General features: G+C 34.6%; 14 protein-coding genes. 7 read left to right on the top strand and 7 right to left on the bottom strand.

Features of this window, described 5'->3' with window-relative positions:
* Positions 1 to 700: 700 nt before the first annotated feature.
* Both QP953_RS22370 and QP953_RS22365 read left to right on the top strand, forming a co-directional pair.
* Complete coding sequence (locus QP953_RS22370; RefSeq protein WP_309553008.1) at positions 701 to 6337, top strand: sacsin N-terminal ATP-binding-like domain-containing protein; 5637 nt, start codon at positions 701 to 703, stop codon at positions 6335 to 6337.
* A 168-nt stretch (positions 6338 to 6505) separates the two neighbouring features.
* Positions 6506 to 7105, top strand: coding sequence for a hypothetical protein (locus QP953_RS22365; RefSeq protein ID WP_052594034.1), 600 nt, complete (start codon positions 6506 to 6508; stop codon positions 7103 to 7105).
* Between the two features lie 324 nt (positions 7106 to 7429).
* Here QP953_RS22365 and QP953_RS22360 read toward each other — a convergent pair whose 3' ends face one another.
* The 4 genes from QP953_RS22360 to QP953_RS22345 all read right to left on the bottom strand — a co-directional run bounded on the left by QP953_RS22360 (position 7430) and on the right by QP953_RS22345 (position 11760).
* Positions 7430 to 8074 carry a class I SAM-dependent methyltransferase gene (locus QP953_RS22360; protein ID WP_309553007.1) on the bottom strand — a complete coding sequence of 215 codons (645 nt, stop codon included), beginning with the start codon at positions 8072 to 8074 and terminating at the stop codon, positions 7430 to 7432.
* A 32-nt stretch (positions 8075 to 8106) separates the two neighbouring features.
* Entirely contained in the window at positions 8107 to 9138 is a 1032-nt protein-coding gene (locus QP953_RS22355; RefSeq protein ID WP_309553006.1) for a hypothetical protein, read from the bottom strand.
* Positions 9139 to 9250: 112 nt separating this feature from the next.
* Entirely contained in the window at positions 9251 to 10555 is a 1305-nt protein-coding gene (locus QP953_RS22350; RefSeq protein WP_052594040.1) for a LysM peptidoglycan-binding domain-containing protein, read from the bottom strand.
* 416 nt (positions 10556 to 10971) lie between these two features.
* Positions 10972 to 11760, bottom strand: coding sequence for a DUF3050 domain-containing protein (locus QP953_RS22345; protein ID WP_309553005.1), 789 nt, complete (start codon positions 11758 to 11760; stop codon positions 10972 to 10974).
* A gap of 557 nt (positions 11761 to 12317) precedes the next feature.
* Between QP953_RS22345 and QP953_RS22340 the strand changes: the two genes are divergently transcribed.
* The 5 genes from QP953_RS22340 to QP953_RS22320 all read left to right on the top strand — a co-directional run bounded on the left by QP953_RS22340 (position 12318) and on the right by QP953_RS22320 (position 17419).
* Positions 12318 to 13670: an FAD:protein FMN transferase gene (locus QP953_RS22340; protein ID WP_309553004.1), complete on the top strand. Its 1353-nt coding sequence runs from the start codon at positions 12318 to 12320 to the stop codon at positions 13668 to 13670.
* Between the two features lie 255 nt (positions 13671 to 13925).
* Positions 13926 to 15212 (top strand): ATP-binding protein, encoded by a 1287-nt coding sequence (locus QP953_RS22335; protein WP_309553003.1) that lies wholly within the window; start codon positions 13926 to 13928, stop codon positions 15210 to 15212.
* Entirely contained in the window at positions 15205 to 15924 is a 720-nt protein-coding gene (locus QP953_RS22330) for an RloB family protein (RefSeq protein WP_052594048.1), read from the top strand. Before QP953_RS22335 ends, QP953_RS22330 begins: the two co-directional genes overlap by 8 nt.
* Positions 15896 to 16144, top strand: a complete 249-nt coding sequence (locus QP953_RS22325) for a DUF4266 domain-containing protein (protein WP_063833023.1) — start codon at positions 15896 to 15898, stop codon at positions 16142 to 16144. Before QP953_RS22330 ends, QP953_RS22325 begins: the two co-directional genes overlap by 29 nt.
* 63 nt (positions 16145 to 16207) lie before the next feature.
* On the top strand, positions 16208 to 17419 hold the full coding sequence (locus QP953_RS22320; RefSeq protein WP_052594050.1) for a DUF3570 domain-containing protein: 1212 nt from the start codon (positions 16208 to 16210) through the stop codon (positions 17417 to 17419).
* A 166-nt stretch (positions 17420 to 17585) separates the two neighbouring features.
* On the opposite strand, the gene QP953_RS22315 is transcribed toward QP953_RS22320, so the two are convergent.
* The 3 genes from QP953_RS22315 to QP953_RS22305 form a co-directional block, all read right to left on the bottom strand.
* Positions 17586 to 20816 carry a hypothetical protein gene (locus tag QP953_RS22315; RefSeq protein WP_052594051.1) on the bottom strand — a complete coding sequence of 1077 codons (3231 nt, stop codon included), beginning with the start codon at positions 20814 to 20816 and terminating at the stop codon, positions 17586 to 17588.
* Between the two features lie 88 nt (positions 20817 to 20904).
* Positions 20905 to 22656, bottom strand: a complete 1752-nt coding sequence (locus QP953_RS22310) for a hypothetical protein (protein WP_309553002.1) — start codon at positions 22654 to 22656, stop codon at positions 20905 to 20907.
* Between the two features lie 308 nt (positions 22657 to 22964).
* Positions 22965 to 24578 carry a SulP family inorganic anion transporter gene (locus tag QP953_RS22305; protein ID WP_052594053.1) on the bottom strand — a complete coding sequence of 538 codons (1614 nt, stop codon included), beginning with the start codon at positions 24576 to 24578 and terminating at the stop codon, positions 22965 to 22967.
* Between the last annotated feature and the right edge of the window lie 25 nt (positions 24579 to 24603).

Below are 24603 nucleotides of genomic sequence, written 5' to 3'. Positions count from 1 at the left end.
AGATTATAATAATTGGGTAAATCTAAAAAAAATAATTTGATAACTTGTCTAATATTTCTAATGGCTTTTAAGCCGTTTTATTTAAAGTGGATGTAATTAGATGGCTGAAAGATAGAGGTTTAGGGTTGTTTATTGTTTGCGTTTAAAAAAAAGAAAAGGATTTAGTATCTATTTTTATAAAGGTCTTTATGCATATATTTATTAGAATATCGCTATTTTAGACACTATAAATAAATAGAAGAAACGTTGAATCACAGTAGTGTTTTTAACAAGCATGCTGTTAGCCAGTACAGATAGACTTAAATAGAATTTTTTAAAACTTTTTGTTTTAAATTGTGCATATTTTTGTTTTTTAAGCTAAAAATGAATATATTTACTACTGTATGTTTTTTGTATTATTTATAATCACATTACTCCGTTGAAAAATCGTATTATTTTGATTATCAGTAAGATGTACTTTTGTTGGCTTTTGTGCTAAAAGACTGATAATCAAGCTAATGCAAGATGCTTTTTTACGTTTTTACTTCGTGAGCCTACGGGTTCGTAGGAGAACTAAAAAATCAACGGAGTATTATAATCAATAACAACCTACCAAAAAGTATATTAATTTGATTGTTATTATTAAGCTCTTTTAAATCGCTTAACAATCAAGTTGTTAGAAAATTAAACATTACACAACTGAATACAACCTCAGCTAACTATGCAAATCAAAAATATCCAACAATTTCGTACAAACTGGCGCAATGCCCAAGGTTATGACATGCCTAACTGGGATGAAAATTTTATAGGGAGTGGTCATAATGAGAATAGTGGTTTTTATAAAATGGTCAATGGTATTGTTGAGAACATTAAAGCTGATTTAACGCCTAAGTTGCAAAATGCACAAGACGAGCAAGCGATTTATGAGTTTTTACAAAATGCAGCAGATAGCCAATCGACGGAGTGTGCTGTTATTTATGATGAAACCTTTTTTATGGTGTTGAATAATGGACGTGCTTTTTCTGAAAAAGATTTGAAGGCTTTATTGAATTCTTTTCAAGGGACAAAAGCTGATAAAACAAAAGTAGAAAATTGTGGAAAAATTGGACGCTATGGTATTGGTTTTAAGTTAGCTTATCGGTTGATGGGGAAATCAGATGGTGCGGAAGAATTGCTGCGAGACTTGGCTGGTCCCTTATTGTTTAGTTGGTACAACAACAAGCAGTTTGCAGATTTGATGAATTATGATGGAGGTAGTTTGAACTTAGAAAATTTGATTGAGGCTGATACTGCTCCTTGGCTGTTAAAAATTATTTTGGCTTGTTTTCCTACTTCTCCAGAAGAATCGGTAAAGAATTTAGATTACAAAGATCAAGTTTTGTTTAACCAAGAGGAGTTGGGTGACTTAGTAGCTTTTTTAAATAAAAATAAAGAATTGTTGCAACAATTCTCTTTGGAACAAGGCTCTCTATTTTTCTTGCGATTTGGTCCTAAAAAACATGAAAAACTAAAAGAATCGTTGCTCAACATTACTTCGGGGATTGGTTATGCTATGAATAATCTTAAAACCTTGGAAAAGGTAGCCTTGCAAGAAGATATCATAGAGAAGTTTGAAACTAAGTTTGAACGTTATTCTATTCTACCTGGTACAGAAGATTTTAAAAATATAGATCCTGAATTTCCAACTTGTCCGATTGAAATTTCATTGGGCTTTCCTGCTAGTTTGGAGCAAATGCAGGCTCTAAAAGAAGCGCCTAGTTTATATCAGTTTTTCCCAATGCGAAACGAGCGTCATGGAATGGCTTATTTTGTGCACAGTTCTTCTTTTGCCAAAATTACAGATAGAACCCGTTTAGATGATCAAGGCGAAGCGAATATTGAAACCTTTAAGTATATTGCCAAGTCGTTGAAACGTAACTTGGATAAATATAAACAAGAGAATTTAGAGACTTATTGCCATATTTATAAGGCTTTGTTGTTGACAGATCGTTCTACAGAATACGATGCAGAATTGATTAATAAACATTTGTACGATCCATTGTTGGAGTATATACAAATGAATATTCCAACCAATAAAGGTAATTTTTACCTCAAAGATTTAATCATTGCAAAAGGAACAGCATTGCCCATTGAGCCTATGAGTTTGGGAATTGGGAGAGAGTGGTTGTATTGGACGGATATAAAGGAAGAAAATGATATTTTGCGCTCCGCAGCCAACAATGCTAAACTAGGTTTAAAGCGTTGGGGAATAAAGGAGTTAATCATGGAAGCTAATTTAAGTTTGCTGAATAACTTTATTGCACAACTATCACCAGAAGATTACCAAGTTTTTGTGGCAGAGTTAAAACGGGTTGACTTTGATGAGGCATTTTTAGAGAAGTTTGGAAATATTAAGTGTTTCAAATTTACAAGTACAACAGGTGCTGCTCATTTTTATGCTATTGATGATTTGCAAGGGCAAGAAGATATTTTCTTGATGAGTGAGCATATCTTGCCTATTCGAGATTCCATCAAAGGGTTAGGGTTTTCAGTATTGGAATTTAATATTTTAGATTACGCTGTAATTCTACAGCAACTAGAGTCTCAGTTAGATTATTTGACCAACGATGAGGCTTTGTTTAAAAAAATAACTGCACGTACTAACAATGCAACGCTTTCAGTTGAACAAAAACACAACTTATATAGCTTTTTGATGAGCTTAGATGGGGTAAAAAAAGAAGCGTTAAGAGGGGTGCATTTATTTTATAACAAAGAGGGACTTCCTGCTCCTTTGCATGGCTTATTGCCCGCTGATGCCAATGTTGAGTATTGGTTAGAGAATTTTAAAATAGCAGAAGAGGAGGATTCAGAAGTACTAGCAGAGCAATACATTTCTAAAAAAAATCAGTGGGAACTATACACTCATATTATTGTTCCTTTTTGGGACGAGTTAGTTAAAGGAATTGATGGTGAGGATGAAGAAAGTTTGGTGGCATTTTATACAAGTGTTGCCAATTATTTTAAGTTAAAGTCGAATCAGCCCAAACTAGACGAAGCCAACTATATTTATACCAACTCAGAGCATGGATTTTGTACTGCTCAAACTGTGTTTTATCATCGCTGCTTAGGGCAAATAGAGGTTGATTACCCCGCTTTGCGTTCGGCAGTATCTAAAGTGTTGAACCTTGTTTTACCACACCCTAGTATTTTGCCCTTTCTAGAAGCTGATCCATTTAGAACAAGCCCTACCACAGCTAGTAAGGAATGGAAAAAAGGGCTAAATGGATTAATTGAACGTTGTAAAACAACGGACTTAAATCCTGAGGAAAAGAAAGCTTTCTTTGTACTATTAACAGGCATTCTGTCAGCCAAAGAACTAGCTCGGATTGAACTGTTTCGTAATCAAAAAGGGGAACACATGGTGTTGTCTAAACTGATTGCTTCTACAAAGTCTGTTGAAAATTGGTTGAATGATTATCGTATTGATGAAAAAGAAGACGATGTCTTGTTGCAAAATTATCTGGCGAAAGAAACGGATATTTATAACAACATTCTTGTTGCAGAATGGAAGGCGGTAACCACGCATAGTAGTATAGCGGCTAATATCAAATCTTTTTATCAAGGAGTGCTAAAATATGCAAGCTTAGCCAAGTCACCTAAACCATTGATTACAAGCAAGTATATTTTTGTAGATACTAGCATAGGTTTTGTTGGCAGTGGTCAAATTTTCTTTCACAATCAGATGATTGAAACAGAAAAATACGGTCCGCTAAGAACAGCGATTAATACACTAACGGATTGTTATACACCACATCCCGATGTATTGCCTTTCTTGATAGAAGGGGTGTTCAAAACTAGAAATAGTATTTTGTCTAAATCGATTGCCAAGGATGTTGTGGTTTTGGAAAAAGGCGAAGCAGCTAGTTTGGTTCATTTCTTTGAAAAAACAAAAGAGGACTTATTTACTTTCTTATATCTAACAGAGAGTCCAGAAAATTCGAGGGAGTGTGAAGTTGGAAAGCGGGCTAGAAATATTCCTTATGCGGTAGAAAAAGGACAACAAGGTTTGGCGGAAAAAATTAATGCTATTTTTGGCGATACTTATAAATTGGTGCCTGCCAAAATTTACCAGCCAGATTATAGAAACAAAGGCTTATTAAGAGGAAGTCAGTTATTTAATGCGATTTCTAAGTCTAAAGAAGTATCCCCTGAACTACTTTCGGCATTGATTGTAGAGAGTGGCAATGCCGACGTACAAGAACAAGTATTCAGCAAAATTGATAAAATTGTTCTCAAAGAGGGACAAACATATAATAAAGATTCTTTTGAGCACCAAACGTTACAAATATTCAGAAACAAAGAGGCAGATCATTCTAAAGTTCGATCTAAAATTTATATCGAAAATTTAGAAGGAGAATTGTTTAAGTTGAATGATATTGGGTTTGATGATGCGATTACTATTTCTATTGAACGAAGCGGTAAGTTTAATTTGAAATTATCAGAAGTACTGCCTCGTTTTAAGGTCATTCAAGCATTGTTACAGAACATAGCGAATCAGTTTGTCGATTATGAGGCCCCCACGGTATTACAACGCCGTTGTTTTGAAGGGGAAGAGAAACTGGTCAAAGATATTTTTGATGAACTAAAAGCAAATCATCCCGTTTTGGAAAATGCTTATCAACTAGCTTTTGCATTGTTGTATGCGAAGGATAATGATAATAGCAAAATTATCAAATCGTTTTTGCTGCATACACAAGCTGCTGAACCCATAGAAATCAGTACGTTTGATGCGTTTCATTTGAATAACAACTCTTTTATTGATTCAAGTGCTATTTTGAATTCCCAATACTATGCGGGAGTTGATGAGTTGCTTCGTATACAAGAGAAAGAAACAGCATTTAGTTTTGGGTCTCAAAATTTGGTTTATGGTCCTTATATAGATAAAAATACCTTCTATTGTGCGCCGATTAGAACGTTGGAAGAGAAAGAAAAACCAGAGCAATTGCAATCTGAACTATTAAATTTCTTGTACGAAATTTGGTCAGAAATTCCTGATTTGGAACGTCCTACTCAGTTGGAACTTAAAACAAATACAGAGAATAGCTTGGGTGGTTTATTACCTGCGGAGCTGGTTTATCCTGAGGAATATGCTTTGGTAAAAGAGCGTTTCCCTGATTGGTTGATGAATTGGGTCGGAGAAGAAGAAGAGTTAGTGGAAGAACGTACGATTCAGCCTGATTATGAGGAACCAATTCCAGTGGACGGAGAGGAAGTAGAGGAATTTGTTCCCCCTTCGCCCAAAGTTGTTCTAATTCCTAGAGGCAAGTTATCGTTGTTAAATGCTATAGGGGTCAATACAGAGCGTTCTACGCTAGTAGGGGTACGCCAATATTTTCATACAAATATTGGAGAGCCTGTTTCACAAAAACAACTGAATGATTTACGAAATTCAGAACAAGACTATTTATTGCAAACCATCCTTTGGCTTCAGTCTGAAGGAACGGTATTTACCTCCGAAGATGAGCGTTTGTATTGGTTGAGAAAATTATACAATACACTACCTAAATTGACTCAAAATACACCTTTACCTTATATTATTAAGGTAGGAGGAATAGAGGAAGAACCAACCTTTGAGTACAAAGTCGATAATCATGCGGATCAAGAGTTGTATTACTTTGACCAAAAACAACAGAAACAACTTTTTGAAAAATTTGAAATTAGTATTGCTCATGTATTCGACTGTTTGACAGCAGCAGGGCAATATTTGACAAATTTGGATATCAAAGGGATTGAGTTTAAAACAACCAAAGTGGAGAACAAATTGGATCTTGAACGATTAGAAGCCAATAGCCAAGAATGGGGGGCAGATCACTATATGAAATGGCGAGAAGATGCTGAATATAGCATTTATTTGTATGATGGAAAAATGCCTTATGTGGTTTACTTCTTAGATCAAGTCGTAAAAGAGTATGAACATGAAAATGCTGTTTTGTGCAATAAAATTGCTTACGTGAATAGTAATTCAACCAATATTGAGGAAGATTTATTTAGTATCACGAAGTACAATACTTTGACAGAAGCACATTTATTGGGCTTACTGCGCTTCAAAAATGAAGATAAAAAAGAAACAAGTGCTCATAAGGTCATTGAACGAGTGGTAGAAACAGTTGTGGTGGAAGAAAAGTTGGCAGAGAATGAGGAAGCAATTGAAAACCCTTCTGTAGAGGATATTCAAGTGTACAAAGATCAAAATGTCAAAGGGAAACTCAAGCTGGCATTTGACATTAGTGAATTGCCTGCTGAAATGTTAGAAGAGTTACTACAATATGCTAAGTCATCGAAAATGATTATTGAGAAGAAGGAAGTCGATAAAGGTTGATGAACGACATATCCTAAATATTTCATAAAAAATAAAAATGGTATAATTCTTTTACTTTTAATCATCATATTGCGCCTGAAAAACAATTCTTAGATGGAAATAATTTTTATCAACAATAGTTTGTGCAAAAATTGTACAGACGATTATTAACTAAATTTAAACTAAACAATGAAAAACCTATTTGTATTTTTAATGCTTACCGTAGTTAGTGTTGGTTTTTTTTCTTGTGAAAAAGATACTACTACTACTACTAACAACACTCCTAATGATTATTATATTACATTTGATTTTGATGGAACACCTGTAGAGTATCGATCAACCAGCTACCAATGCAACTCCTCTCAAAGTAGTATAATTTCTGTAAGTGGAGGTATATTGAAACCTAACTTATCTAATTTTTCAAAAACGGAGAGTATCTATGTTAATGTTAATATGGATGAAGACTCAGTTACATACAATGAGCTAAATAGTTTGGTAGGTCAAAATTTGGAAGTGTGTTATTCTTCATCAGCCATTTGTAATGCACCTATTCATATTGGTTTGGATTATAACGATGGTACTACAGATTGGAGAACAGATAAGAACAACAATATTTTTCCCGCTAATTATCTTAAAATTACTTCTGTAGAACGTTCTTCAGTAGTAGCTTTAGGTTATGGTGATTTAGTAATCGTAGAAGGAGAGTTTAACCTTGTTTTGGATGGTGATGGAATGGTTAAGAATGCCTCTAATGGTAAATTTCGTTTGTTGTTTCCCGAATTTAAATAAATTGGAATACTCATAACTCAATATTAATGCACAAAAAAGCAGTTAAAAGGTATAAACTTAGCTGCTTTTTTGTATCTAATAAGTAAGAGGTCAGAAAAAATAAGAACAAAAAATGGGATTATTTTTTTGCTAATCCAAGAAGAAAAAGGAAGGCTTAGCGAGCTAAGACAAGTTTTTCTGATGAAGAGTAGCGCAAAAAGAAGGCTGTTTTAGCTGCGCTGCTACTGCGTGGTACTTGTTATTTTTTTGAACGATTACTTAATATTCAAAAATAAGGCAAATAAAAGGAAGCCAAGCCTATATGCCCTAAGAATGTAAACACCATTACTGTGACAATATGTGCTTTTTCTTAGCTATGAAAATAATATGTTGTTGCTGTGTTCCTCCTTTTGGGTAATCTAAGGAGCTGATTTGGAGTATCTCAAAATGAAACTGTTTTAAAGCTGCTTTTATTTGGGAAGAAGAATGATAATAGACAAAAACTTGATCTCCAGAGCTTCCTTGTTCGTATCCAGAGTCGTTATAGTTCCCTTCTATAAAACTTAGGTATAATAAACCATTAGAGGAGAGTAAATTAAAGCTATCTTGTAGCAACTTTAAACAGTCGTCTTTAGACAAATAGGGGAGGCAAAAACCACAACATATCCCATCAAATTTTTCGTTTAAGGTATGAATATTACGAGCATCCATTTCTAATAACTTTGCTTTAGGAACATTTTTCTTAGCGAGTGCAAGCATATTAGGGGCAATGTCAATGGCTGTAAGCTGAAAATCAGGTCGTTGTTGGATGAGGTATCGTGTTATATTCCCAGGACCACAACCAATTTCTAAAATCTTTGCGGCTGTTGTTGGAATTGCTTTGCAAAAAGCAGCGTAAGAGTCATTGTAAAGCGTGCTATCCATGAACTTTTCTTGGTATAAATCGGCTATCTTATTCCAAGTTTGAAATGTAATTTTGTATTTGTCCATTTGGCTTAAGTAGAGATTTTTTGCGTGAAAAATTACTTTTTTCTTTGGTTAAAGATGGTATAACTGAAAAAAGCAACTAAAAGAAGTAAAGCAATACTTGCTTGCAATGTGAGCAAAGAAAAAGAGTCGAAATAATCCTCAGGAGGATTTTCCTTGGCAGGCAACTGCCTAGATAAAGAATTATTGGCTGGATGAAATTTTGCTTCAAAAATAGACTCGTCAAATTCGTATTTTCTAAAATGAGGCATTAATCGTGTTAATGCTTCGGTTATGTTCAGTTGATTTTTAGGGTCATAATGTAGGGCAATTTTATAAGCAACAAAGGCATCTTTAATAGATAAATTGATCGCAAAATGATATCCTAGTTCCTTCATGATATTGGCAACCAAAAGATTGGGACTAGATACATAGGGAATATGAGTTTTCATAACATTTCCGATAGACCACAGGGTATCCAATTGATTTTTGTAATTGGTATAACGAAGGAGTTGTAGGCTATCCCTTTGTTGTTTAGTATAACTTTGAGTAGAATTATTTTGATAAAAGGAGGTGTCCCAGTTCAAATTTAAAACGTGGTGATGTAGTAACCAGTTGGGGTCTTGTTGAATAGATCGTTTGGCTGCGATAATTTTTAATTGTACCCATTCGGTTTTAGGAGGATCATGAGGCGACTGTGTAAAAGCTTTTAATAAATAGTGTTCCGCAGAATCTAAATTGCCATTCAATTCATGTACAACTCCTAAGTTAGAAGTAATATTATATTCTTCAGAGTGTTGTTCGTGTAGCCATTGAAAGACATTTAATGCCTTGTTATTCTCTCCTAAATGGGTGAGATAAATTCCTGCATCTGATAGTTCTCGAAACGCATAATTAGCAGGTTGATCAAAATCAAAATCGGCAACAAATTCTTTGGCAAAAGCAGTGTCAAAGGTATAGGCAATGTCGGGAATGTTACTAGACCGTTTTTTAACGTCCGTTTCTTTTTTGTGGTATAAATTAGGATGAAGCGATAAAGCGAATGTACTACTAAAGCCCCAAATGAATGTAAAAAGTAGCGTTCTCATTGTAATCAACTTGGAAAGGTTATGACTCTTTACCAAGATACAAAAAAGCAAAGGAATTTATTTGAAAAATGCTGATTTAGAACGCTTTAAAGGATGAATTTTAACATATTAGCTAATAGTCTAGCTCTTGTCGACGTTTTAAATTACTAAAAGCACGCGTTTTTTTCCCATTTCTATATTCTTGAGAATCAATCAAACTAGGGACAGCATCTGTTTTTAGTTGCAAAATTAAAATGGTTGAATCGGTCTGGACAACTTGATTGTTTTTAAATAACTTAACAACTTCTGTTTGTTGAATAATGGAAGGAGTTAGAAGGGTGGAGAATGTATTAATTTCTTTTTCTTCTGTTCTTTTATACATTGCTAGAGGAAATGGATCAGCGCAACAGGCAAAACTTCCCTTGGGTAAATAAGCAGCATTCCCATAAGTATCTTTTACCAAAAAGATGGGAAGTATTTTAAAAGACTTCTGAATCGAATCTACTTCTATTAGTGTCATAAAATCGTAGGTATAGCCATTCTGCATGTCCAATAAAGCCTGTTCTTCTAATGTCAAGTAGCGCGTTTGCTGCTTGTCGAGACTCTTGGCAAAAGACTTTTCTATAGAATAAAAATAGCGGTCTTTTTGTTCCTTGTTGGGAGCATAATCTTTGGAGTTTTGAAAAAAAGCAGCATACTCTACAGGACTTAGTTTATAATAATTAGAAAAACCTGTTTTAATACTAGGGAAAATGTGTAATTCTTTGCGATTATGATACGGAAAACGCCATTGATTCGCATCAATATCATAAGCTGCTTTGGTGCCTTGGGGATCTCCATTGATGGGTGGGGTAGTCGTTGTTCTTGAGGTTGTTTCAGAAGTAGTTGCTGTTTGATACTCTTTGGGAATGGCTAAGCGTTCGCCCTTGCGGATAATATTGTTCTTTTTGTGGTTAATTTGTTTGACATCCTCAACTTCAACACCATAGATTTGGCAAATCCCCCAAAGACTTTTATCTGTTTCAGAAACGATGTGAATAATGTATTTCCCATTTTTAGGAATTTTAAGTTGCTCACCTGCTCGAATAGTGCTGTTTTTCTTGTTGTTGAGCAACATCAACTCTTCTGTTGTAACTTTGTATTTTAACCCAATTCGGTATAAGTTTTTGTCTTTTTTCTCTACTACATGTATAATATAGTCGGGATCTTTAGCGATCTGCTTAGGAATTTTTAAGACCTCTCCAACTTGTACTTTGTTGTCGTCTTTTTGATTTAAAATCTTTATTTCTTCAAGTGAGACGCCATGTTTTTGGCTAATACTCCAAAGCGTTTTGTCTTTTTCAGTAACGGTATAATTGAAATAAGGGGTTAATGCTTGCGCTAATAATAAATTGTGATAGAACAAAAATGCAAAAATGATAAACGTATATCTAGGCATAACTGGTTAATTTTTTTTGTGTTTTAGACATTGATATTAGGACGAGTCTAAGACACTAAATAGTTAACGGAATTACAATGTAGTCGTTGGTAAGTTAGGTTCTATACATCATTGTAGCACTTCTAGAATCCGAAGGCATTTTATTAATTACCAAAAACAAGCCAAAATTAACCATGCTCAAAAACGTAAGATTTAAATAACCAAGGCTTTATCTGGTAAAAGGGAATTTATAACTAGAACGAATGATAATTCGTAAATGTTGTTTTAAATAGTTGGTATGTGTTAATAGAGGGGTGACTTTACTTTCTCGAAAGAAAATAGAGTACCAGTCCAATCAACAAAGTATTATCTAATAAAAACTAGAGTGTGTCGGTTGATTAGTTAAAGGATTGTCAATACGATTTTAAAAATTGCGGTTAGAAACTAGGTTCTAATTGTTCGGAAAGCTGTTTGGAAATACTGTCCCACAATTTGATTCTTTGTTCTAGTGCTTGTATTGCGACAGCCAATACTTCGTCCCATTTTTTTACATCATGTCCACACAACTCCTGAACCATTTGCAAAGACAAAGGACCATGTTCGTCTCCATCTAATTCAATATGCCTTTTTAGATAATAAGTTAGTTTGCTATAGGATGTTTTTTGGTTGGCAGCTTCTTCATTTTTGATAATTTCCAAAAACATATCAGGAATCAAATCTTCTCGACCAAAGGTAAACGCAGAGGCAATAAGATGTGGCTTGTTGGAATCAATAACAGTAAATGTAAAATTGATGAAATCTTGAACAGCAGGCTTAAGTTGAAGGTTTTGTGCAGCATCCTTGACAGAAGCACCTGCTTTGATTTCTACGATAAAACGCTTGATCAAATCAGTATTAGCACCCACTTGTTCCATCGCATCTAAGTACATATCAAAGTGACTTTGAGGAGTACCAGCCTCGTTTAAATCACTTTCTTCTCCCAATACAATTTCGTTAATAAAGCGACTCAGTAATGGATTTGGGTTAGGAACCCAAGGTGTATGGGTACAAGTTAAATGCTGTTGTAATGCCTTGAGTAAAGACATGAAATCCCAAACCGCAAAAACGTGTTGTTCCATAAAAGCTTGAATGTCTTCTATGCTACTTAGTTTTTGATACAAAGAATGATCGATTAGAGCTTTTCTAAGAGGAGTGATTTGAGTTTGAATCGTTTCTATATTTGTCATAATACCAAGGTTAATTTTAAACAATAGCTCACTAGATGCTTTGGGTTAATAGGATAAATAGCAACTTGCTGAGCCATTATGAGCTGGCAAAAATACAAAAAGTCGCTTAATCTAAGAACAGGGAAAGTAGAATTGTTGTTTAAGTTGTGGTATAAATTTTAGATAACTTTAAGTAATCGTCCCTCAATTACAGATATATTTACCGTTCTGTTTCTCAATTAGGACTAAGTAAAGGTTCATTGTTATGCTTACCGATGGTTTGCGAAAGGCGTTGTTCGTGACGAGAGGGAGTAATTAACAATTACAAAATAACAGCACAGCTAATAACTAACTAAAAAACTCAGTTCTTACTATTACTATAATTTATTCAGATCACTTATTTAGAATAAATATGGCATCTTATTGGTGGAACTATATCTTTGTTTTTATTCATTAAGCCATCGTAGTTTACTAAATAATTACTTTGTGTACACGAATAGAGGGCACTTATATTTATTAGAACTTCTATCATTATGTGATTTTAGTAAACTATTCAACCAAATTAACCTAGATAAATTATGTTGGTATTGTTACTGTTTTTGATGTTAACAACTTATGCACAGAGCCAAACGACAACCAATCAAGAAGAAGCAATTCGTTGGGCAAAAGAAAAAAATAAAGCCATATTGCTTGTTTTTTCAGGCTCTGACTGGTGCCAGCCTTGCATTCGTTTTGATAAAAATGTCCTGCAAGAGTCTTCCTTTCAAGCTTATGCAGAGGAGGCTTTGGTGGTGTTAAAATGTGATTTTCCTCAAAGAAGCCAATTGCCCAAAGATGTTGTGCAACAAAATGAAGCATTAGCAGAACGTTTCAACCCACAAGGGGAATTTCCCAAACTTTTATTACTCAACCAAGACTTTAAATTGTTGGCTCATTTAAATTACAAAAGCGAAGCCACTCATCAATTCGTCGCACAAATTAAACAATATTTGCCCCTTGAAACAGGAGCCAAAGAGTATAGAAAAAAAGTCCCTTTAATGGGAAGTTTTTTTGAATTTATTGTGGTAGCCCCCAAAAAGGAGGCAAAGGCTGCTTGGACCTTAATTGAGGATTGTGTTAAAGAGGCAAAGCGAATTGAAGCACTTATTTCGGAATGGATTCCAAGCTCAGATATTAGCAAAATCAATCAACAAGCAGGAAAAGAAGGCGTTAGAGTACATGAGGAGGTCTATAAATTATTGCAACGTAGTATTGCTATTAGTCAATTGACACAGGGAGCTTTTGACATTACTTTTTTAGCTTATTATGATTATTGGAAGTTTGATCAAACACAAGTATTCCCTTTTGACTCTGTTCAAGTCAAACAGCTCTCTCAGTATGTAGATTATCAACAAGTAGAATTACTTCCAGATTACCAAGTTAGGATACCTGCAAGAATGCGGATTGGTTTGGGTGGGATAGGGCAGGGCTATGCCGTTGATCGAATAAAGGAGTTTTTGTTATCTAAAGGAGTCGAAAATTTTGTGATTAATTCTAGTGGGGATATTTATGCACATGGACAACGTCCAGATGGCAGCCCTTGGAAAGTTGGTGTTGCAAGCCCTTTGGATCGAGATAAGATTGTCAAATGGTTGCCTGTAGAGAATTTTGCTGTTGTTACATCAGGAACCTCAGAAAAGAACTTTGAGTATCAAAATACAATTTATAGTCACATCATCAATACACATACTGGTTTTCCCATCGAAGGGCTGCAATCTGTAACCGTAATAAGCGATTTTACAGAAATAGCCGATGCATTGGCGACAAGTATTCTTATATTGGGGACAGAAATTGGTCTAGATTTAATCAATCAAATGCCACAAACACATTGTATTATTATTGATAAGGATCAAAATATTCATTATTCAGATGACTTACAAATCAAAAAATAGTTGGAATTGTTGTTGTAAATATATGAAGTGCTGAAAGTCATGTTTTTCATAAGTTATAGTTTTGCTGCATATTTACATGTAGACGAAAACGGAAGTCTTTGTTATAATTTCGAAAAAGCAATATATCTTTTTATTATGGCTTTTTGGGGTTTTGTGAGAAAAAATCTCACTTTATTGTTATGTTTGTAATAACAATAGTTTGTTGAAAGCTAATCAACGAACTACTAATAATAAAATAACTATAAAAAATGAAAGATGATTATTGAATTTACAGTTGGGAATTTTTTATCGTTTAAGGAACCCAAAACTTTATCATTAGAAGCTACTAATATTACGGAATATAAGGATTCAGCATTTAAATATGGTAAAAATAAATTATTAAAGAGTGCTGTCCTGTATGGGGCGAATTCGAGTGGAAAATCAAATTTTATAAAGGCAATGTCAATTATGAAAATGATAATCTTGACATCTGCTGAGAAATCTTCTGCTAGTAGGTTTGAAATAGTACCTTTTCTATTGAATACAAGCACTGAGAATAAGCCATCTTTTTTCGAAGTAGTTTTTTTAATTGGAGCAATAAGATATAGGTACGGGTTTGAAATGGATAATAAATCCATCTATGGAGAATGGCTATTTAAGTTAGAGGATAAGGAGGAAATTCCTCTTTTTATAAGGGAAAAGGATGGAATTGGCATTACTGATGAATTTAACGAAGGAGAAGCTTTGGAAGCAAAAACAAGAGATAATGCTTTGTTTTTATCAGTTGTAGATCAGTTTAATGGAAAGACAGCAACTAAAATTATTAGTTGGTTTAATAATTTAGAAACTATATCAGGTTTAAGTCATGAAAATTATAGTCATGTAACATTTTCGTTGTTGGACAAAGAACAATCTAAAGAAAGACTGCTTGATTTTTTTAAGGATTTAGATTTAGGATTTGAGCAGTTAAAGTTTCGAAAAGAGAAATTTCAAGGAAAAATTTTACCTAAAGACTTACCGTCAGAACTATTAGATGTTATCATAAATGATTTAGAGGGGAAAACAATTGCAAAAATTACTACTGTACACAAAAAGTTTAATGCAGAGGGTAAGCAGATTGGACATAAGGATTTTGATTTAAGAGAACATGAGTCATCTGGTACAAATAAAGTAATTGATATGTCTGGACCTATTTTTCGTACATTATTGTATGGTGGGGTTCTTGTTATTGATGAATTAGATGCTAAATTACATCCATTAATGACTGCTGCTATAACGAATTTATTCAATTCTCCAGAATATAATAATAATAATGCACAGTTAATTTTTGCTACACACGATACTAATTTATTGTCATATGGTCGATTTAGAAGAGATCAAATTTATTTTTTTGAAAAAGATAAATACGAGGCAAGTGACTTATATTCTTTGATTGAGTACAAAGAAGAGGGGTCAAACAAGAAAATTAGAAAAGATAGGTCTTTTGAAAAAGACTATATTAATGGCAGATATGGAGCGATTCCATTTATTGGTAATTTTGAAGAACTTTTAGGTAATGGCTAGGAAAATAAAAATAGATAATGCCATTCTTAAAAGAAGGGCAAGAAAAGAAGAAAAAAGAAAAATACAGTTTAAATCGAAAAGAAAGTTCTATTTGATTGTTTGCGAAGGAGTCAAAACTGAACCCAACTATTTTGAGTCTTTAAAAGCTTCTCTTCCAAAAGGCGTTTTGGAGTTGACGAATATTGATATTGATGGAACGGGAAAAAATACATTATCAATAATAGAAGAAACTAAAAAACTTAGGAAAAGATATGAGGAAAAATATTTAAGAAAAATTGATAAGTCTTGGGCGGTATTTGACAAGGACAGCTTTCCTCCCAAAAATTTTAACAATGCGATTAATAAGGGCGAAAATTCCAAGCCAAAAGTAAATTGTGCATGGTCTAACGAGGCATTTGAGTTATGGTATCTTCTACATTTTAGCTATTACAACACAGGTATATCGAGGGAACGATATCAAGAACTTCTGGAAAAAGAGATTAATAAGGCATCCAATCGAACGGATTTTAAATATAGAAAAAATTCAGAGGAAATGTTTGCGATTCTAGATAAGTTTGGAGATCAAGATTTTGCTATTGAGAATGCAGAAAAACTAGAAAATCTATATTTAGATAGAAGTTATGCAAAGCATAATCCATGTACAAAAGTACATCATTTAATCAAAGAATTAATAGATTTAGCAGATGAATATACCAGCCAAGAACAGGTTTAACTGGCTACAACTAAAATATAGTCTTGCTTTGGGTGGGGTATTGCTAGCCGTATCATCCTGCACTACTGTAAAGCCTTATCAAAGAGCCTATTTAGAAGATAAAGATATGGCGTTCAAACAAAACGCACCCGAGAAATTTGAGCAAAGTGCTCATACTTATCGGGAAGGCGCAGCAGGAGGAGGAATGGGGAAAAGTAGTGGTGGTTGTGGTTGTAATTAATCATAAATTAAGTGATCAGAAAAATAATAAGTAAAGACTATTGGAAAATTGAAATAGTATAAAATGCGCATCCCCAAAAAACAGTTGATTGGATTATTGTTACTGCTCACACAGGTCTGTTTTGGACAAGAAAGAGACAGTAGTTTTCGAAAAAAAGCCCTCACGACCTTAGATGTTCAAGCTTTTTTCTCTATGTACACGCAAGAAGGCACTCATTCCGCTGTAACGGGAGGGGAAGGAGATGAGCATTTAGAGGTCTATCATACGGGAGCCAATGTGGCTTATGGCATCAATTCTAGCTTAATTATTTTTGATGCTAGTGTCGATGTAATCACGTCTCCCTCTACAGATAAAATTAATTTCATTAAATCATCGGCTTCTGAACACGACAATCACGTACAGGCTAGAATAGGTTATCAGTATAGCCTCAAAAAGCACAATATAAGTTTTGGGGCAGCTTATATGTTGGGCATTGAGTCCGATTATTGGTCAGATGGTATTAGCACTTGGTTTAGTTGGGGCAGCAAAAATAAAATGCGTTCTATTTCTATTGCGACAGATTTCTTTTTCGATGATCTAAGATGGGGACGTCTCAGCCCTAGCCAAGGGTTTAAACCTACTAGATTAATTTATCCTGTGGAATTAAGATATATAGATTGGTTTGGTATTTATCATCGCAATTCCTACAATATAAATTTAAATGTACGCCAAGATATTAATAAACGTCTCCGACTTAATCTAGGGCTTGGAGCAACATATCAGGAAGGATTATTATCGACTCCCTTTCATCGAGTTTATTTTATCAACTCTACAGATCCCAAAGTAGAGAACTTGCCCCGTCAACGGATTCGTTTGCCATTGAGCATTGCAGCCAATTGGTTTTTTAAGCAAACATTGGTTTTTCAACCTTCTTATCGTTTTTATTGGGATAATTTTGGAATTTGGGCGCATACTTTAGCGTTGCAAACAGCGATCAAACCCAACAATAAAATTACATTATACCCATTTGTAAGAGGATATTATCAGCAAGGTTCGCCTTATTTTGCACCTTATGGAGCACATCAACCTTCTTCGATATACTATACTTCTGATTATGATTTTTCAACTTTAGGAAGTATTAAAGCAGGTATAGGAATCGGTTGGTTTCCTGATGCTCGTCTAGGAAAAAAATCCAGTTTTTATTTTAATAATGTTATTTTAAGATATGCCTTTTTCTATCGAACCGATGGACTTTATGCGCATATAATTAGTCTACAAGTGGGCTTAAAGAAATAGATATTTTTATTAAAAAAAGAACGGAACTGAAATATATGATTGCTACAAAAAATCTAGGATAGACTTATGTTGGCAACACCTTTCAATTCCGCCCTATTTATTATTTACATTACTCCGTTGAAACTACGCAGTAGCAGCGAAGTAATCAACAGAGTATTATATTTAATTATACCAATTCTAAACTTTCTTTATTCTCATTAATATTTTTGATTGCATTTAGAATAGAAGCTAACCAAGTTTGTAGATTTTCTCTATGGTTAGAAACCTTATTCCTAGCACCTTGTAGTGCCGAACTTGCTTTCTCAAAAATAGCAATAAATTTATCTAAATATTGTCTAGCTTCTGAAGCTTTGATACGCTGAGAAATGATGACATTAATGGCGCTAGTGATTCCTTTTACAATTCCACCTACTAATAGAGGAATAGGGGCGTATGGCCCAACAAAAGCAGCTGTAATACTAGCCGCAGCACCTCCTGCAGTACCAATTAGTTCTACAACAGATTGCCATTTCTTTGCCCCAACTTGGAAATTTTCTTCCGTCATATCGTTGTCAGGAACAATACTACTTAGAACACGAGAAGCTTGCACAAAACTAGAAGACATCATGTCAATACCATCAGCAACTTTGCCTGTTGTGCGCATGGCTCTCAATACAGTAGGTAGGGCAGCAGTATCACTTTCTTCAATAAGATTTTGGAAAGTATCTGGGTATTTGCGTTTGTGCTCCGCTAAAGCTTCTGGTTTGGCTGTAGAGAACGTTTCAAACTGAACAATGTTCACATTAGGTAAAAAGATTTGTAAGTCCATGTCTTTTGTGCTTTTTGAAATTTCTTCTTCTAAAGCACTGATTTTTTCTAAATGATAGTCAATTTGAGCAGGACCTTGTTTCTTAGCATCCTTATGCGTTGTAATAGGCGTTTTCTTTTTGAAACCATCGGCATCTTCTATTTTGGATGCTTTACCTTTGCTAAGTTCTCTCCAATTAATCTCATTGTCTATTCGCTTGCGATAGCGTTCCTTAAAAGGATTAAGGATTTCTGCATAATCACTATCCTCAATCTTGCCCATCATATTATCAACATAATTGACAGTCAATTTTCGAGTTTCGTAGTCAGGATCAATCTCTTCAGGGGTTACCAAGTCTTTGTCGATATACTTTAGTAATTCTGCAAAACGAAGTGCATAAACATTCTTTAAATCTTTCGTTTTTTCTTTGAATCGCTGCTCAATATATTCTAACAAACGTTGTTTTATGGTATTTTTAAATGTAGGCAAGCTAAATCCACCTGTTTTTTCGAGTTCCTCAATAGTAAGCTCCTTTTGCTCTTTCTTTGGTGGAGGAGTGCTTGTTTCAGGGAATTTAGCAAGGATATCTATATTTTTAGTAAGACTTTTGACATCCTTTTCAAAATTAAGATTCAAAATTGCCGTGTTCCATTTGTCACACAAATCAATGGTTTTACTTAAAGTATCCGTAGAAGGAGGTTTTGTAAATTCTTGAACAACTTTTTTAAGTGCCATAATCGTATCTACACTACCTTTCATAATAGCAATACCTTTATTGGCCGTTTTCTCGTTGCTTGGGTTAAGAGGATTATCAAACTCCTTGTTTCGATCAGCAGAAGAGACTTTTTGACCATTGATTGTAACCGAAGACTTTGTGAAATTTCGTCCAGCAATAGGATCAAAAGCCGTTTTAAACTGAGACAAAGCATCCATAGTCGTCGTTAATGCTCCAGGAACATCGCTGCCGCCAATTTTTTTCATAGCAGAACGCAAAGACTCAATGGCATTGGTTGTTTTTCCTTGACTTTGCCAGTTAATAATATAATTAACACTACCCGTAATTGCCTCAATAGATAGATTTTTGATGATATTGCTACGACTTTCTAAGGCCTCTTTACTTTCTCCATTTTCTACCGTAATGAGTGACAAGACAAAGTTATTGAGTTGGTTGATGTATTTGTGATACTCGTTCAACTCTTCAAAAATATAAGCAAAGCCTTCTGCGAGCCCTTTACTAGTTTTAAACAAGTCATTTCTATACCATGTAGAATCTTTACTATGTTTGCTTTGTTCTTGAGCCTGTTGCAAAACCAAAACGTTAGGACTTAAGGTAGTTGGCGCTTCATTTAAGGCTTTAATTAATGCTTTGTAAGCTGTCTCTGCTTTTTTGGTGCCCCCTTTATCTTTGAAATCTCCAATGATATCTTTTAGAGCTGCAATCAATTTATCTATTCCTTCTAATTGGGGATTTTGTGCTTCTAAAGCCAATTTTAGTTTTGTGGCAGCTTCTTGAAAATTGCTGCTACTAACTTGTCGTTTGAACTTGTCCGAACTTCCATCTTTGTTATCACTTTTTAGCTTATTAAGTAGCGTGACAAATTCGTCAACATCTTTGCCATATTTGAGATGCGCTTGTTTTTTTTCAGGACTATCGAGTTTATGGTGATACTCTCTAAAATCTCGGATGGTTTTGTTGACATCTTCAGGTCTTAAGATGATTGTTTGATTCAATACAGAATGCGATTTTACAACAGCTTTGTTAAGGGCATTTAATTCATTCTGACTAGCATCTCGCAAGACCAAATCGTCCAAGGACATATCAAACAAATCCATTTCGTTGGGACGTGCTAAGACCTTTGTATTTACCCTAGATTTGTGCTCCAACAAACGATTGTCTAAAGAAGGTGGCCAACTAGCAATTAAACCTTGCATTTCTAAGGCATCTTCTACCAAAACTTTCTTGTTTTTGTCAATTTTTTCATGAAGTGCCTCTACCTTACTTAATACACCAGCCCAGCGCAGCGATTGAGGATCTTTTACTTTCTTTATTTCATCTGCCAATGCCTTTAGTTTTTGGAGCACTGTACCCACTTCTGTTTTGTAGAGTGACTCACGATCCAATAGTAAATTGGAAAAATCATTAGCAACTGTATGCACCTTTTTTTCCTCTTCAGAATAGGCGCCATGTTTTTCTTTGTAAGCCAGATAGTTTCTGATAGAGTCCACAAATTCTTCTGTATCCAAGACGCCAAAAGTCATTTCACCATCTTCCAGCATTTTTTCGATGCTTTCTAATTCTTCTTGGCTCAATTCACCTTTATTTTTCCAGCCCGTTACTTTCTCTTTGATTCTATCTTTAGCATGTTTTTGATAAGAGACATGATCTTCAGGAGGTTCTACGATGGTCGATTGAATATCTGTATGAATGCCTGCGATACTATCTCTTCTAGTAAGATTGGCAACAAATGGAGCGCCAATTTTTTTTAGTTCTTCAACAACTTCAACTTCGACTTGGATAGAATCATTATGGCTATTCAACGAATGATCCAAGGATGGTTCATTTTGATTATCTTCATTGCTTGAAAATAAATTTCTTAAAAATTCAAACATAATTTTATTTTTTTTTGGTTAAAAACAGGGAAAAGAAACAATGAGATTAGACATTACGATGTGTCTTCTCATAGGGTAATAATACCAACTAAACTTGCTCTAATATTTTCTTAAATTGATTAAAAGTTTGACTAAAGGCATCGTTCAGTTTTTGGCGCTTTTCTTTATTTTCCTTTAGTTTATCATTCCAAGCTTGTAGGAGTGATTCTAGTTGAGCGCGTTCTTGATCATTCTCAGCCCAAAATGTTTCCCAATTTGAAGAAGAACTATTGGTTTGCTTTTCTTGTAGGCTCTGTATGGTTTTATTGAGTTTTGATTGTTCTGATTCCAATACTTTATTGGATTGTACTAACAACTCATCTTGTTCTACCAACAACTTCAAATCCTGATTGAACCAATCTGTAAGCATCTTTTTGGTTCGATTAATAAACTGAAGTAGTTCGTTTTCTGCTTTTTGCATGGCTTGCAAATCTTGTGATAGATGCTTTTCGGTATCTAGCTTTTCTATTTTTTGACGGAATTGATCCATTTCGGCAAACTTTGGAAATAGCTTTTCTATATTTGCCATACTTTTTAGCCAACTAACCGATTCTTGCTGCAATTCTTTGGCCGTCTGTTTTTGAGTAAGAATTGCTTCGAAGGTACGGCAATAATTTTTTAAGTAGGGAACAAGTTGTTCAACCATAGCTGCACGAGCATCTTCCCAGTTTGCCAATGCTTCTAACAACTGATTACATACCTCTGGCTTTTTATAATTTGCCTTAATGAGTTCTCTTAATTTGTGTCCTCCTTTTAATAATAACTTAGTGTCCTCAACAATGCTATCTAATTGATTTGTATTGACAGGCATATCTTTATTGTCCTTATATTTATCAGATAAATCACTAATTGTTGTACTGATTTCGTTAATTTCTTGATACGTGCTATGTGATTTGGTTAAAGCGTGTAATCTTTTGCCACTACCATAACCATTGTTTTCTGTATTATTTTTACCCTTAAATAAATTGGAGAAAACCTTGACGAGTTTTGATGCGATAAATTCAATATGAGATTCGTCAATATTAGTAGCACTTACCCAGTAGTTGTACATTGCCTTTTCTAAATCGGCATAAGCTGTATACGCCTTCTCGATAGTATGTTCTTTAACAGAACCTTCAGTACGATCCATTTTAGCCCAAAAATCCTCTGACAATTTGATGATACCAGCTAAAGGTTTTAAAGAGGGGGGAGTGGTAGAAGGAAAATGCGTAGCAATATTATTAGCTACTTTTTGTATTTGTTGGTCAAGGGCAACACTTAGTTCCTCTTGACTTCCTTCTTGATCAGAAGTTTCAATAACATTGTCGTCTTCCTCATCGTTTTCATCTTCCTCTGGCTTTTTTTCTAGTTCTTGTTCTAATTTCTTAAAGGCATCTTCAGATATTTCATTGAAAATAATCTCGTAACTAGATAGAGGAATGAGTTTGCCGAGTTTACGTTTTAATTCCTTCCCCTTCTTTTTCCCTTTTCCTTTGGCTAGATCAATACAGATTGTTTCTTGACCACTTTGGGGGTCTACACCATTAAAGTAAACTATACCAATAGCACTCAAAGGCAATTTGATAACTTCTTCTTTGGCGTATTTCTTAAACTTTCCTTTCCAGTCACCAAATATAGGAAGAATCATATCTTGTTTATCGAGATAATCGTGACTTCCTAGTATAATGCATTGAGTAGGATTTTCTTTTGAAGTTCGTTTGACGAGGCGCAGAAACTCTTTTTTGGCAAGAGGTTTCATTTTTTTAAACTCTAGATCTTTTAAATCATCTGGAGTTTTTGCAATTTTCTGGTTTAACTTCATGATATAGTTGGTTTTATAAGGAGTGAAGGAATATATGGACCTATAATTTATGTATTATTGCTAATATTTCAAAGAAATCGAGTGTCTAAAAGAATATTACACTTATGTATTTTTTTAATGTGTAAATTGAGATTTGTAGCAAATAGAAGGCAAGCATATTGTTTGCAAAAAGGTTGGTGTTTTTTGAGGAAGGATTTTGCGATATTTCTACTCTAAATCAAGATCTGATGGCAATAAAAAAAGAGGCAAATCTGGAATTATTCACAAGATTTGCCTCTTTGTAGAGTTGTTTTATAACGTGGGTAAGATTATACTTCTAAATCTACAGTACTAGTAACAACATGATAGCGAGGATCATCAATAGATTTTTCGATGATGGTCTCAAATTTATGATTTGCTTTTAATAATAACACTTGACACTCAGGGCTAAGATGAGTCAGTTTAATACTTTTACCCAAATCTAAGTACTTATTAGCAATTGTACGAATTGCCTCAATTCCAGAATGATCATTCACTTTTGACTCAATAAAGTCAATTTCGATACAATCGGGATCATTTTTAGCATCAAACTTAGCTGTAAAATTCTGAACCGAACCAAAAAATAAAGGACCCCAGATTTCATATACTTTGGTACCGTCTTCTTTGATGCGTTTTCTAGCACGGATCATAATGGCATTTTTCCAAGCAAACACCAAGGCAGACATAATCACACCAGCAATAACAGCAACAGCCAAATCCTCGATGACTGTAATTGTAGACACTGCTACTAGAACAACAGCATCCGATAGTGGAATTTTGTGCAAAATTCTAAAACTACTCCAAGCAAAAGTACCAATAACCACCATAAACATAACACCAACCAACGCCGCAATCGGTATTTGCTCAATCAAAGGCGCGCCAAACAAAACAAAGCATAACAAAGCAATAGCAGCGGTTACCCCCGACAATCGACCACTACCACCAGATTCTACATTAATAATAGACTGACCAATCATTGCACAGCCTCCCATTCCACCAAACAAACCGTTGATAATATTGGCACCTCCTTGTGCGATACATTCTCTATTACCACTACCACGTGTTTCTGTGATGTCATCAATTAAGTTTAGTGTCATTAAAGATTCAATCAAACCAATGGCTGCTAAAATGGCGGCCATTTTTATAATAAAGAACCAATGTCCATCTAGAGTCTCAAACAAACTGAAAATCTGAATTTGAAAAGAGGGTAGGGTACCTTCTAGACCATTTCCACCTCCATCGCGAATAAAAGAACCTACTGTACTTACATCCAAATCTCCAAAAATAGTAATACAAGCTACTATAATGATCGCCACCAAGGCAGAAGGAACCTTTTCGGTTAGCTTAGGTAGCAAAAACATAATAGCCATGGTCAAGCCCACTAATCCCAACATAATAAACAGATCAGAGCCTTGTAACCACTGTGTTTCACCATTGACAGTTTCTTTAAACATACCTAATTGTGCTAAGAAAATGACAATAGCCAGTCCGTTAACAAACCCCATCATTACAGGGTGAGGAATCAGTCGAACAAATTTTCCTAACTTAAATAATCCTGCCATGATTTGGAAGGTTCCAACTAGCAGCAGTGTGATAAAGAGCCATTGTAATCCTAAATCTTGGATTGGGGTGGCCAAGTTATCCCCAACATCATTACCCATTCTAATAATGTAGACCATCACGACAGCCATGGCACCTGTAGCACCAGAAATCATACCTGGACGTCCACCAAAAATAGCCGTAATAAGCCCCATCATAAATGCACCATACAAGCCAACCAAGGGGTCAACTTCTGCAACAAAAGAAAATGCTACTGCTTCTGGAACTAAAGCTAAAGCAACGGTTAAACCAGATAGAATGTCATTTTTGGGGTTACGAGTAAAACTTCGTAAAAAACTTTTCATCAATGTTATTTTTTATTAATATTTA

Origin of the sequence: Aureispira sp. CCB-E, assembly GCF_031326345.1 — a bacterium.
Lineage (GTDB): Bacteria > Bacteroidota > Bacteroidia > Chitinophagales > Saprospiraceae > Aureispira.
This window is presented reverse-complemented; position numbering and strand designations above follow the sequence as displayed.